Below are 13,276 nucleotides of genomic sequence, written 5' to 3' on the forward strand. Positions count from 1 at the left end.
CGGGCTCACGTTAAAAGTCATATGCTTCAGGCATTATAAAAGCTGCTGCGCAGGTAGTGGGTGCGCACGTGGCGAAAGCCGACCATCAGCACCGCCGAGGCGGGCAAGGCCAGCAGCACGCCGGCGAAGCCGAACAGCTCGCCGAAGGCCATCAGGGCGAAGATCACGGCCAGCGGGTGCAGGCCGATGCGCTCGCCCACCAGGCGCGGCGTCAGGAAGAAGCTTTCGATCAGTTGGCCCGCCGTGTAGATCGCCACGACCCAGGCCAGGCCGGTCCAGTCAGCGAACTGCAGCAGCGCCGCGATCAGGGCCAGCAGCATCCCGAGGCCGAAGCCGAGGTAGGGCACGAAGCCCAGCAGGCCGGTGAGCACGCCGACCGGCAGCGCCACGTCCAGCCCGAGGATGGCCAGCGCCGCCGAGTAGTACACGGCCAGCACGATCATCACCAGCAGCTGGCCGCGCAGGTACTGGGCCAGCAGTTCGTCCGATTCGCGCGCCATGCCGCCCACCTGCTGCGCCCAGCGGCGCGGGATGGCGCCTTCGATGCGGGCCAGCAGGTGGTGCCAGTCGACCAGCAGGTAGAACAGCACCACCGGCACCAGGGTCAGCGTCGCGATCCAGCCCAGCAGGGCGCTGCCGCCCACCCGGACCTTGGCCAGCACCGTGGTCCAGAGGTCGTCGCCGCTGGCCGCCACCTGCTGCTCGATCAGCTGGCGCAGGCCGGCGCTGTCGAGTTTGACGTTGATGCCGTAGCCGGCCAGCCAGGGCGAGACGAAGGTGTCGAGCCAGGTGAAGAAGGCGGGGATCTTGGCCTGCAGCAGGGGGATTTCGGCGCGCAGCACCGGCACCACGACCAGCACCAGCGCGATCACGGCGGCGAAGAAGGCGGTGAGGACGATGGAAACGGCGACCACGCGCGGCATCCGGCTCTTGCCCAGGCGCGCATGGGCCAGGCGGTCGACGGCGCCGTTCAGCATGTAGGCGAGGATGGCCGCCGCGATGAAGGGCGACAGGATCGGCCCGAGGGTGTACAACAGCAGCGCCACCGCCAGCCAGAGCGCCAACCAGAACGTGGACTGTTTTTGCTCCGGGGTCAGAAAAAAGGGCATGCCGTTATTGTTATTTTGCTAAAACGGGTTGTAAATGGGGCGCAAACGGGTTGGAAAGAGGCCGTTTTGCTAAAATAGCGGATTGACCAGGTTTGCACGGTCTCCGCCTTCTATTTTACCGCCTCCGCTGCCAAATACCATGAGCCAACCATCTAATGTTTCCCTCTCCTACCGCGACGCCGGTGTCGACATCGACGCAGGCGACGCCCTGGTCGAAGCGATCAAGCCCTTTGCCAAGCGCACCATGCGCGAAGGCGTCCTGGGCGGCATCGGCGGTTTTGGCGGCCTGTTCGAGATCAGCAAGAAGTTCAAGGAGCCGGTCCTGGTCTCCGGTACGGACGGCGTCGGCACCAAGCTCAAGCTGGCTTTCGAGCTGAACCGCCATGACACGGTCGGCATCGACCTGGTCGCCATGAGCGTCAACGACATCCTGGTGCAGGGCGCCGAGCCGCTGTTCTTCCTCGACTACTTCGCCTGCGGCAAGCTGGACGTGGCAACCGCGACCGCGGTCGTCAAGGGCATCGCCGAAGGCTGCGAGCAGTCCGGCTGCGCCCTGCTGGGCGGCGAGACCGCCGAGATGCCGGGCATGTACCCGGACGGCGAATACGACCTGGCCGGCTTCGCCGTCGGTGCAGTCGAAAAATCGCAGATCATCGACGGCAGCAAGATCACCCCGGGCGACGTGGTGCTGGGCCTGGCTTCGTCGGGCATCCACTCGAACGGTTATTCGCTGGTGCGCAAGATCATCGAGGTCGCCAAGCCGGACCTGGAAGCCGACTTCCACGGCCGCAAGCTGTCCGACGTGCTGATGGCGCCGACCCGCCTGTACGTCAAGCCGCTGCTGGCGCTGATGGCCTCGATGGAAGTGAAGGGCCTGGTGCACATCACCGGCGGCGGCCTGGTCGAGAACATCCCGCGCGTGCTGGCCGATCACCTGACCGCCGTCCTGGACGCCAAGTCCTGGACCATGCCGCCGCTGTTCCAGTGGCTGCAGCAGCACGGCGGCGTGGCCGACTCCGAGATGCACCGCGTGTTCAACTGCGGTATCGGCATGACCGTCATCGTGGCCAGGGAAAACGCGGATGCGGCGATGGCGCAGCTGCAGGCCGCGGGCGAGACCGTGTACCGCATCGGCGAGATCCGTGCGCGCGAAGAAGGGCAGGCGCAGACCGTCGTGCAGTAAGCACGTCGTCTGATGCAAGCAAAACGGGCGCCGAGGCGCCCGTTTTGCTTGGGAGCGGCTGCATTTACTTCGCAGCGCTGTCTCCGATGTGCTTCCCCAGGAAGGTCTCTACCCGCTTCCAGAAATCGAAGCGGTTCTGCGGCCGCGTCCACCCATGTCCCTCGTCCTGGTACACCACCCAGTCCACCTGCTTGTTGTGGGCCTGCACCGCATCGCGGAACAGGTTGCCGTGGTAGAGCGGCACGCGGCGATCGACCGCCCCATAGGCCAGCAGCAGCGGCTGGGTGATCTTCGCGGCCTGCTGGATCGGTGAGGTGGCCTTGAACTGCGCCGCGTCCTTGACCTGGTCGCCGATCATCAGCGGCATGCCATGGTTCTTCCAGTCGTCCGTCATGTCCGAGTCGAAGCTCCAGTGGCCGTTGTACAGCAGGTTGATGTCGGTGACGCCCACGAAATTGATGCCGCACTTGTACAGGTCGGGGTCGTTCACCAGGCCCATCAGCGCCGCGTAACCGCCGTAGCTGGCCCCGGCGATGCAGATGCGCTTGGGGTCGGCCAGGCCCTGGGCGATCGCCCAGCGCGCGGCGTCGGCGATGTCGTCCTGCATCGCCAGGCCCCATTGCTTCCAGCCGGCCCGGAAGTGTGCCGTGCCGTAGCCGCGGCTGCCGCGGAAGTCCGGCTCCAGCACCGCGTAGCCGCGCGAGGCCAGGAACTGGGTTTCCGGATCCCAGCCCCAATGGTTGCCGCGTACGTAGGGGCCCCCATGCACCATCACCACCAGCGGCAGGTTCTTCGTCGCGCCGGCCGGCACCGTGAGCAGGGCCGGGATCTCGCGGCCGTCGCGCGCCTTGTAGCGCACCGGGTCCTGGCGCCCCATCCTGGCCGGATCGATGCCATCGCGGCTGCTGCCGATCGGGTTCAGCCTGCCGCTGGCGGGGTGGTACAGGTGGAAGGACAGCGGACGGACGTCGGAGACGGAGCGCACCAGTACCCAGGGAGCGTCGGCACGCGAGGCCACCGAGATCAGGTTGACGCCGCCCGGCAGCAGCTTGTCGACGTCCTGCTGGATCTTCTGCATGTCCTTGTCGAACCAGACGATGCCCGGGGCATCGGTCTCGATGGAGGCGCCCAGCAGTTTGCCGCGCCGGCTGATCAGCGCACCGTCGAAATCGTAGCCCGGCATGACGACCACGCCTTCCGGGTTGATCTTCCCGGTCGCCAGGTCGAGCGTATGCAGCGCCGCCGCATCCTTGCCGGCGTGGGCGCGCACATAGAGCGTACCGTCCGCACCGAAACCGACCGGCGTGAACCCTTCCTTGCTGCCCGAGTAGGTCGGGTATTGCGCGATGGTGCGCCAGTCGCCGCTGGCCGGCTCGCGGTAGTAAACGCTCGTCTTGCCGGCGGTGGAGTACATCCCCAGGCGCGGTTCGCCGGCATTGTCGAGCAGCCAGCTGTCGATCGGTCCCGGCCGCTGCACGGCTTGCGAGCGTCCCGTCACGGTATCGAGGCGCAGCAGGCTGAGACTCTCGACCTCGTCGTTCTGGTCGATGTTGTAGCTGGTGACGTAGACATGGTCCGAATCCTGGGCGCCGCGTTGGCCCAGCATGAAGGTATGCCAGGGCAGGACGTGACGCCCGATCTGGGTGCCGCCCTCGGCGACGATGTCGCCGCGCCGGTTGGCCAGTTGGCGCAGGGCGCTGCCGTCGCGGTTGACCGCATACAGGCCGCTCGCCATGTAGTTCCCGCCCGGACCGATCTGCTTGTCGGTGACGTTGAACAGCAGGCGGTCGTCGTTCACCCACTGGAAGCGCAGGACATCGACATTCTGGTAGCCGGCTACCGGGGTGGCCTTGTTTTCCTGCAGGTCGACCACCACCAGCATGTCGCGCCGGCCGGCTGCGCCCGACAGGGCCGCCAGGTAGCGCCCGCTCGGCGACAGTTCGGCGTTGGCCAGCAGAGGATTGGAGAAGAACAGCTCGACCGGCGGCAGCGCGGATGCGGCGGGGGACTGCGCTTGTGCAAGGGGGCCCGTCAGCGCGCAGGCAAGTGCCGCGGCGAAGGCGGTGCCGTGCAGCGCCCGGCGAAGGAATGAGGTCATGTTGGCTCTTTCGAAAGTATCAGCCGTGAAGGCGAGCCAACAATACCAGTCTCGCGCGCGGGGCAAAACCGGGAATGCGGCCTGAACGCCAAGCGATGCGGCATGCATACGGTTTGTCGCGCCGATGCAAAAGTGGTGCGGACTAGGCTTCGTCTTCCGGCGCCCGGATGTAATCCGCCATGCCCAGGCTGGCGCGGCTCGGCGGCGCGCTCAGCAGGCTGCCGGCCACGGTCGCGAGCAGCCCGGCCGGCACCCCGAACACGCCGGCCGCCAGCGGCTGGATGCCGAGCCAGGAGGCGTCCAGGCTGCCGCCCAGGGTCGGGCTGGCGCGCAGCATGTACCACAGGCAGACCAGGAAGCCCGTGACCATGCCCGCGATCGCCCCCGTGTGGTTGGCACGCTTCCAGAAGACGCCCAGCACCAGCACGGGAAAAAGCGTAGAACCAGCAAGCGAGAAGGCCGCGCCTACCAGGGAGAGGATGTCGGCCGGCTTTTGCGAGGCGGCGTAGGCCGCGATGAAGGCCACCGCCAACAGCAGCAGCTTGGAAATCGTCACCCGCTTCTGGGTCGAGGCGCCCGGGTCGACCATCTTGTAATAGACGTCGTGCGACAGGGCGTTGGAGATCGCCAGCAGCAGGCCGTCGGCCGTGGACAGCGCCGCCGCCAGGCCGCCCGCCGCCACCAGGCCCGAGATCACGTAGGGCAGGCCGCCGATCTCGGGCGTGGCGAGCACCAGCACGTCGGCATCGATCGCGACCTCGGCCAGCTGCACGATGCCGTCGCCGTTGATGTCGGCGATGCTGAGCAGGGGATTGACCTTGTCCACGTTCGACCAGTACGACACCCAGGTCGGCAGAGAAGAAAAGTCGCTGCCGACCAGGGCGGTATAGATGTCGTACTTGGCCAGCACCGCCAGCGCCGGGATGGTCAGGTAGATCAGCAGGATGAAGAACAGGGTCCAGAACACCGACACCCGGGTCTCGTTCACCGAGGGCGTGGTGTAGGCCCGCATCAGGATGTGGGGCAGGGCGGCGGTGCCGAACATCAGGCAGAACACCACGGCCAGGAAGTTGTTGCGGCGCTTGTCCGATTCTTCTTCGGTCGCGCCGGGGAAGGGCACCGTGTGCGGCACCGGCGGGCGGGCGCGCGCCAGGTTGGCATCGCGCAGCTCGAGCCACAGCGCCCGTGCTTCGTCGGCCGAACCGGGATAGGTATGGAGCGCGCGCTCGGCCTGGCGCACTTCGGCCAGCGAGGCATTCTGGGAGCGTACCGCCATCAGGCGGCGCTGCGCTTCCAGCTTGCCGGTTTCCCACGACGCCGGCAGGCCGGCGAGGCGGATGGCATATTCGCCGGCGCGGCGCCGGAACTCGGCGCGCACCTGTTCCTCGCGCGGGTCTTTTTCCAGCTGCTGCTCGCGCGCGGCGAGCTTGGGCAGCAGCGAACCGTAGGCCACCTGCGGCACCGGGTTGTCGGCATGCTTGGCCGCCAGCCAGATACTCGGGATCAGGAAGGCCACCAGCAGGATGATGTATTGCGCCACCTGGGTCCAGGTGATGCCGCGCATCCCGCCCAGGAACGAGCAGACAAGAATGGAAGCCAGGCCCAGGAAGATGCCGACCGAGAAGTCGACGCCGGTGAAGCGCGAGGCGATCAGGCCGACCGCGTAGATCTGCGCCACCACGTAGGTGAACGAGACCAGGATGGTGGCCGCCACCGCCAGCGCCCGCACCGGTCCGCCCCGTCCGCCCGCGCCGCCGCCGTAGCGCGCCGCCAGGAAATCGGGGATGGTGTACTGCCCGAACTTGCGCAGGTAGGGCGCGATCAGCAGGGCGACCAGCACGAAGCCGCCGGTCCAGCCCATGATGTAGGCCAGGCCGTCGAAGCCGTACAGGTACAGGCCGCCGGCCAGGCTGATGAAGCTGGCCGCCGAGATCCAGTCGGCGGCGGTGGCCATGCCGTTGAACAGGGCCGGCACCCGCCGCCCGGCCACGTAGTATTCGGTGACGTTCGAGGTGCGCGCCACCACCCCGATGGTGGCATACAGCGCGATGGTGGCGAACATGAAGATGTAGCCGATCCACAGGCGCGGCATGCCTTCCTGCTCGAGCAGCGCGAGCGACACCAGGAACAGGGCGAAGCAGGCGGTGTACCAGAGGTAGTAGCGCGACAGCTTGCGGAAGTAGGGCGGTCTGGTCGCGCTCATGCGTCCCCCCGCGCCGCGGCCTCGTACAGGCGGTCGAGCCGGCGCAGGCGCCAGGCGTAGAGCGCGATGACCGCCAGCGATACCAGCGAGGCGCCCTGGGCCGCCATGTAGAAGGACAGCGGCCAGCCGAACACGGTGAAGCGCGCCAGCTCGCGCGCGAAGAACACGGTGCCGAAGCCGGTGCACAGCCACAGCGTCATCAGGACGGCGGTCAGGCGCCGGGTCGCCCGCCAGTGGGCCGCGCGCGCCGCCTCGCGGCGGGCGAGGGCCGCGCCGCCGGGTGGGCCGGAAGGCGTGGGCGTGGGGTCAAGCGGCGTCGTCGGGCTCATGGGCTGGGGGCGGGAAGGTCAGGCGGAACAGGCTGCCCGGGTACCGGGGCGAGTGGCTGCGCGGATTGTTGAAGATGTCGATCTCGGCGCCGTGCTGCTGTGCGATCTCGCGCACGATCGCCAGTCCCAGGCCGCTGCCCTGCACGTTGCTGCCGAGGATGCGGTAGAAGCGCTCGAACACGTGGGCGCGCTCGCCCGGTGCGATGCCGGGACCGGTGTCCTCGACTTCGAGCAGGGCGTGTTCGCCGTCGCGCCGCACGCGCACCGTCACGCTGCCGCCCTGCGGGGTATAGCGCAGCGCGTTGTCGATCAGGTTCGACAGCAGCTCGCGCAGCATCAGCGCGTTGCCGGCAATCTGCAGGGTCTCTTCCGGCGGCTCGAAGCCGAGGTCGATGCGGTGCGCGAACGAGGCCTGCACCCAGTCCTGCACGGTGGCGCGGGCCAGCTGGGCCAGGTCGATCTCTTCGAAGGCCAGGCCGGCATGGGGCTGGTTTTCTGCGCGGGCCAGGGCCAGCAACTGGTTGACCAGGCGCGTGGCCGATTCCGAGCTCTGGGCCAGCTGCTCGAGCGAGCGGTGGATCTCGCTCGGGTCGACCTGGCGCAGCGCCAGCTCGGACTGCATGCGCATGCCGGCCAGCGGCGTCTTCATCTGGTGCGCGGCGTCGGCGATGAAGCGCTTCTGCATCTCGACGGTCTGGGCCAGACGCTCGAGCATGTCGTTGAACGAGCCCACCAGCGGCGAGATCTCTTCCGGCACCTGGCGCGGGTCGATCGGCGACAGGTCGTCCTGCGGGCGCGCGCGGATGCGCTCCTGCAGCTCGGCCAGCGGGGACAGGCCGCGCGACAGCGCGAACCAGACCAGCGCCAGGATCACCGGCAGGATGATGAACTGGGGCAGGATCACGCCCTTGATGATTTCGTTGGCCAGGTTGGCGCGCTTGTCGAGGGTTTCCGCGACCTGCACCAGGGCCAGGTCACCTGGGTTGGCTGTGGCCTGGCCGGGTGCGCGCAGCGGATCGAGGCTGACCCAGGAGTAGGCGACGCGTACCGGGGTGCCGTGGATGCTGTCGTTCCGGAACACCACGGTGCCGCCCTGGGGGCGTTCGCCGTCGTTGCCGCCCTTGCCGGGCCTGGGATGCGGCAGGTCGCGGTCGCCGTCGATGTGGGCGCCGTCCGGGCCGCTGATCTGGAAGTAGACGCTGTCCACGTCGTCGGCGCGCAGCACGTCGAGCGCGCTGCCCGGCAGCTGCGCCACGGGCCGCCCGGCCACCGTGCGGATCTGCTGCGACAGCACGGTGACGCGGTCTTCGAGCGCATCGTCGAAGGGCTGGTTGGCGATCGATTTCGCCACCAGGTAGGTGATCGCGATGCTCATCGGCCACAGCAGCAGCAGCGGGGCCAGCATCCAGTCGAGGATCTCGCCGAACAGCGAGTGCCGGATGTTCTCGTCGGGCTCGGGGTTGGGCGGAACGTAGGGCTGCAGCCCGTCCCGTCCCGTCTCCGGCGCGGGAGGATCCGCCAGCCCGGCGTCGCGCTCGTTCACTTGCTCTCTGGAGCCGGCGCGCGCGGGGCGTCGGAGAATTTCTCGAGGCAGTAGCCGAGGCCGCGCACGGTGGCGATGCGCACGCCGCCGACCTCGATCTTCTTGCGCAGGCGGTGCACGTAGACCTCGATGGCATTGTTCGAGACTTCCTCGCCCCATTCGCACAGGTGGTCGACCAGCTGCTCCTTGGAGACCAGGCGCCCGGTGCGCGCCAGCAGCACTTCGAGCAGGCCGAGTTCGCGCGCCGACAGGTCGAGCATCTGGTCGTTGATGTAGGCGCTGCGGCCGACCTGGTCGTACACCAGCGGGCCGTGGCGCACCACGGCGGGGCCGCCGCCGGCGCCGCGGCGGGTGAGGGCGCGCACCCGCGCCTCCAGCTCCGACAGGGCGAAGGGCTTGGCCATGTAGTCGTCGGCCCCGAGGTCGAGGCCCTCGACGCGCTGCTCGACCGAATCGGCGGCGGTGAGGATCAGCACCGGCAGCAGCGAAGAGCGCGCGCGCAGGCGGCGCAGCACTTCCAGGCCGGACAGCTTGGGCAGGCCGAGGTCGAGGATGAGGAGGTCGAACTCCTGGGTGGACAGGGCCGTGTCGGCATCCTGGCCGTTCTTGACGCAATCGATCGCATAGCCGGACTGGCGCAGGGAACGCGTTAATCCATCGGCAAGTACGCTATCATCTTCGGCGAGCAGAATTCGCATGGGGACCACCTGTAAAACGTTAAGCCTTCAACAGGCCCTATTGTGTTTGATTTATCGCAACAATGCGAGCCTCGCGGATAACAACACCGAGACTTTTTTCGCTTGCCTAAACCACTGGATTTATATACAGTAGTGGCTTGATTTCGCTTGCTTGAACAACTGGATTTATATACAGTGGTTCTCTTGATTTTAGCGGTAGCGCCCCTACCTTGCCTACTCCACAGCTGAAAGTACACCATGGACGACAAAAAAATCGCATTGAATGTTGCCGAAAAAGGCAAAGCGCTGGCAGCCGCCCTGGCGCAGATTGAAAAGCAGTTTGGCAAGGGCTCGGTCATGCGCATGGATTCCAACATGCCGGTCGAGGAAGTCCAGACTGTTTCCACCGGCTCGCTGGGCCTGGACATCGCGCTGGGCGTCGGTGGCCTGCCGCGCGGCCGTATCGTCGAGATCTACGGTCCTGAATCGTCGGGTAAAACCACCCTGACCTTGCAGACCATCGCCCAGATGCAGAAACTGGGTGGCACCTGCGCCTTCATCGACGCCGAGCACGCGCTCGACGTGGGCTATGCGCAGAAGCTGGGCATCAAGCTGGACGAGCTGCTGATCTCGCAGCCGGACACCGGCGAACAGGCGCTTGAAATTACCGACGCCCTGGTGCGTTCGGGCTCGGTCGACCTCGTGGTCATCGACTCGGTGGCGGCACTGACCCCGCGCGCCGAGATCGAAGGCGACATGGGCGACTCGCTCCCGGGCCTGCAGGCGCGACTGATGTCGCAGGCGCTGCGCAAGCTGACCGCCTCGATCAACCGCACCAACACCCTGGTCATCTTCATCAACCAGATCCGTATGAAGATCGGCGTGATGTTCGGCAGCCCGGAAACCACGACCGGCGGTAACGCGCTGAAGTTCTACGCCTCCGTGCGTATGGACATCCGCCGTACCGGCTCGATCAAGTCGGGCGACGAAGTGATCGGTAACGAAACCAAGGTCAAGGTCGTCAAGAACAAGATCGCGCCGCCGTTCCGCGAAGCCCACTTCGACATCCTGTACGGAGAAGGCACCTCGCGCGAAGGCGAAATCCTGGATCTGGGCGCCGACAACAAGATCGTCGAGAAGTCGGGCTCGTGGTACAGCTATAACGGCGAACGCATTGGCCAGGGCAAGGACAACGCCCGCCTGTTCCTGAAAGAGCGTCCGGCACTGGCACGCGAAATCGAGAACAAGGTCCGTGCTGCGCTGGGCGTGCGTGAACTGCCGCCGGTCCTCGCTGCTGTCGAAGACAGCGGCAAGGACAAGCTGAAGGCAGTCGGCGAGTAATCGCTGTCTTGTAGAGTGCCTATGCCTGCACCCCAGCTGAGCCTCAAAGGGCGGGCGCTGCGTTATCTCTCGCAGCGCGAGCACAGCCGGCTCGAGCTGGGGCGCAAGCTGGCCCGTTATGCCGAGGAGGGCGAGGATGTGGAAGCCCTCCTGGATTTCCTTGAAAAAAACAACTGGCTGTCGCAGGAACGTTTTGCCGAATCGCTCATCAACCGGCGGGCGGCACGTTTCGGCAACAGCCGGGTGATGGCCGAGCTGCAAAGCCACGGCGTCAAAGGCGAAGCCTTGGATGACATCAAAGCCTCGCTTGCCGACAGCGAGACGGCGCGTGCCTCCGAAGTGTGGCAGCGCAAGTTCGGCACCGTCGCCGTCGATGCGGCCGAGCGAGCCAAGCAGATGCGTTTCCTGCTGCAGCGTGGTTTCTCCCAACGCGCTGCACGGGCCGCGATGCAGGGCGCTCCCGACGACGACGAGCTGTAGCAGGGGTGGGTTCACACTTGCTACGATGATGAGCCGGCCTGGCCCCAGGCTGCTCTGACGATATGCCAGGCCTGGCCGCTGGCCTGCTGTATCACCTTTCGATCACATGACAGCTTTCCAGCTTCTTATATAGAGAAGCTGAAAGCGCTGCTCCGGCGCCAGCGTGGAGCGTCATCTCCGATATGCTCCGGCATATTCCTCAACGGACGATGGCGCTGCACGCTGGCGCTGTGCGTTTACCCGCTGATTACCAGCTGATTGGTCCTGCCGCTACTGCAACCCGTCCAGCCACCTGCAATATTGACCACTCAGCAAGAAAGCCCGCCAATATCGCTGCAACGCGGCAAAAAGGCCTCTGTTGCAGTGCAACCGACAACGCCCTGTGCTAAACTTTCACGGTTTAAGCAGCGCCGCATGAGCGGTTGTTGTCGTAGAAGCTACGGCAACGTGCATGAAGCACACTGGCTGCACCACTAACCGCCGCGCAAGCGGCATTGGTTTTTATGCCCCTGTCTCCTCCCGTATCGCGCTCGCTCCGGCATACGCGCGCCATTACCGTCGAAGCCTATGCGCGCGACGATGGCCTGTGGGATCTGGACGCCAGTATCCGCGACGTCAAAACCCTTGACATCCCCCTCCCTTCCGGCACCCGTCCGGGCGGGACGCCCGTACACGACCTCAAGCTGCGCGTCACCATCGACCGCAAGCTGACCATCGTGGACGCCGAAGCTGCCTCCGATTCCGTTCCGTATCCCGGTTTCTGCGAGACGATAGGCCCTGCTTACAAAAAGCTGGTCGGTCTGTCGCTGATGAACCACTTCCGGCTGCACCTGAAAGACCGCCTCACGGGCGTGCTCGGTTGCACCCACCTGACCGAATTGGCCCAGGTGCTGCCCACGGCAGCGCTGCAGGCCTACGCCGACGACGTGTTCGACACCCGCGGCGGCGCCGACGACAACTCGGCCGAACGGCCTTTCGAGCTCGACCGTTGCCATGCGCTGCGCAGCGACGGACCGGCCGTGGCCACCTACTATCCCCGCTGGTCGATCAAAGCAGTGTCGGGTTAGCATTCGCTGTTTGTCATTTTTTGTAATTCAACCGTATTTCTAATTCAGTAATAGAAGAAGGGAAGCCAGCATGAAAATCCATGAGTATCAAGGCAAAGAGATCCTCCGAAAGTTCGGAGTGACCGTTCCGCGCGGCATTCCGTGCATGAACGTGGAAGAGGCGGTCAAGGCCGCTGAAGAGCTGGGCGGCCCGGTCTGGGTCGTCAAGGCGCAGATCCATGCCGGTGGCCGTGGTAAAGGCGGCGGCGTCAAGGTTGCCAAGTCGCTGGAACAGGTCAAGGAATACTCGGACCAGATCATGGGCATGCAGCTGATCACGCACCAGACCAGCCCGGAAGGCCAGAAAGTCCGCCGCCTGCTGATCGAAGAAGGCGCTGACATCAAGAAGGAACTGTACGTGTCGCTGGTCACCGACCGCGTCACCCAGAAAGTCGTGATGATGGCCTCGTCGGAAGGCGGCATGGACATCGAAGAAGTCGCGCACAGCAACCCGGAAAAGATCCACAACGTCGTGATCGAACCGTCGGTCGGCCTGACCGATGAGCAGGCAGACGACGTCGCCCGCAAGATCGGCGTGCCGGAAGCGTCGATCGTCGACGCCCGCACCAACCTGCAGGGCCTGTACAAGGCGTACTGGGAAACCGACGCATCGCTGGCCGAAATCAACCCGCTGATCCTGACCGGTTCGGGCAAGGTCATCGCTCTGGACGCCAAGTTCAACTTCGATTCGAACGCCCTGTTCCGTCATCCGGAAATCGTCGCCTACCGCGACCTGGACGAAGAAGATCCAGCTGAAGTCGAAGCATCGAAGTTCGACCTGGCTTACATCTCGCTCGACGGCAACATCGGCTGCCTGGTGAACGGCGCCGGCCTGGCCATGGCCACCATGGACACCATCAAGCTGTTCGGCGGCGAGCCGGCCAACTTCCTGGACGTCGGCGGCGGCGCGACCGCAGAGAAGGTCACCGAAGCATTCAAGATCATGCTGAAGAACCCGGGCCTGAAGGCCATCCTGGTCAACATCTTCGGCGGCATCATGCGCTGCGACGTGATCGCCGAAGGCGTCATCACCGCATCGAAAGCTGTCTCGCTGCAAGTGCCGCTGGTCGTCCGCATGAAGGGCACCAACGAAGACCTGGGCAAGAAGATGCTGGCTGACTCCGGCCTGCCGATCATCGCCGCAGACACCATGGAAGACGCAGCGAAGCAGGTCGTTGCCGCTGCCGCTGGCCAAGCCTAATTCGCG

General features: G+C 65.7%; 11 protein-coding genes. 5 read left to right on the forward strand and 6 right to left on the reverse strand.

The window, feature by feature from the left end:
- Positions 1-26 precede the first annotated feature (26 nt).
- Positions 27-1,109: an AI-2E family transporter gene (locus tag ACSQ25_RS02175; protein WP_436104074.1), complete on the reverse strand. Its 1,083-nt coding sequence runs from the start codon at positions 1,107-1,109 to the stop codon at positions 27-29.
- A 139-nt stretch (positions 1,110-1,248) separates the two neighbouring features.
- Between ACSQ25_RS02175 and purM the strand changes: the two genes are divergently transcribed.
- Entirely contained in the window at positions 1,249-2,292 is a 1,044-nt protein-coding gene (gene purM, locus ACSQ25_RS02180; RefSeq protein WP_436104075.1) for a phosphoribosylformylglycinamidine cyclo-ligase, read from the forward strand.
- A gap of 64 nt (positions 2,293-2,356) precedes the next feature.
- Here the strand turns inward: purM and ACSQ25_RS02185 are convergent, their stop codons facing one another.
- From ACSQ25_RS02185 to ACSQ25_RS02205, 5 genes are all read right to left on the reverse strand, one after another.
- On the reverse strand, positions 2,357-4,390 hold the full coding sequence (locus ACSQ25_RS02185; protein WP_436104076.1) for an alpha/beta hydrolase family protein: 2,034 nt from the start codon (positions 4,388-4,390) through the stop codon (positions 2,357-2,359).
- A 142-nt stretch (positions 4,391-4,532) separates the two neighbouring features.
- On the reverse strand, positions 4,533-6,593 hold the full coding sequence (locus tag ACSQ25_RS02190) for a sodium:solute symporter family protein (RefSeq protein WP_436104077.1): 2,061 nt from the start codon (positions 6,591-6,593) through the stop codon (positions 4,533-4,535).
- Entirely contained in the window at positions 6,590-6,922 is a 333-nt protein-coding gene (locus ACSQ25_RS02195; protein WP_436104078.1) for a DUF4212 domain-containing protein, read from the reverse strand. The genes ACSQ25_RS02190 and ACSQ25_RS02195 overlap by 4 nt, the downstream gene beginning before the upstream one ends.
- Positions 6,900-8,465: a sensor histidine kinase gene (locus ACSQ25_RS02200; RefSeq protein ID WP_436104079.1), complete on the reverse strand. Its 1,566-nt coding sequence runs from the start codon at positions 8,463-8,465 to the stop codon at positions 6,900-6,902. Before ACSQ25_RS02200 ends, ACSQ25_RS02195 begins: the two co-directional genes overlap by 23 nt.
- Entirely contained in the window at positions 8,462-9,163 is a 702-nt protein-coding gene (locus tag ACSQ25_RS02205) for a response regulator (RefSeq protein ID WP_436104080.1), read from the reverse strand. The genes ACSQ25_RS02200 and ACSQ25_RS02205 overlap by 4 nt, the downstream gene beginning before the upstream one ends.
- 237 nt (positions 9,164-9,400) lie before the next feature.
- Here ACSQ25_RS02205 and recA point away from each other — a divergent pair, with 237 nt between their 5' ends.
- From recA to sucC, 4 genes are all read left to right on the forward strand, one after another.
- On the forward strand, positions 9,401-10,483 hold the full coding sequence (gene recA, locus ACSQ25_RS02210; RefSeq protein WP_436104081.1) for a recombinase RecA: 1,083 nt from the start codon (positions 9,401-9,403) through the stop codon (positions 10,481-10,483).
- A gap of 21 nt (positions 10,484-10,504) precedes the next feature.
- Positions 10,505-10,963: a recombination regulator RecX gene (gene recX / locus ACSQ25_RS02215; protein ID WP_436104082.1), complete on the forward strand. Its 459-nt coding sequence runs from the start codon at positions 10,505-10,507 to the stop codon at positions 10,961-10,963.
- A gap of 503 nt (positions 10,964-11,466) precedes the next feature.
- Positions 11,467-12,030, forward strand: a complete 564-nt coding sequence (locus ACSQ25_RS02220) for a DUF2889 domain-containing protein (protein WP_436104083.1) — start codon at positions 11,467-11,469, stop codon at positions 12,028-12,030.
- A 70-nt stretch (positions 12,031-12,100) separates the two neighbouring features.
- Positions 12,101-13,270, forward strand: a complete 1,170-nt coding sequence (gene sucC, locus ACSQ25_RS02225) for an ADP-forming succinate--CoA ligase subunit beta (protein ID WP_436104084.1) — start codon at positions 12,101-12,103, stop codon at positions 13,268-13,270.
- Positions 13,271-13,276: the final 6 nt, after the last annotated feature.

It is taken from the genome of Massilia sp. LjRoot122, assembly GCF_964252725.1.
In the GTDB taxonomy this organism is placed as follows: domain Bacteria; phylum Pseudomonadota; class Gammaproteobacteria; order Burkholderiales; family Burkholderiaceae_D; genus Telluria.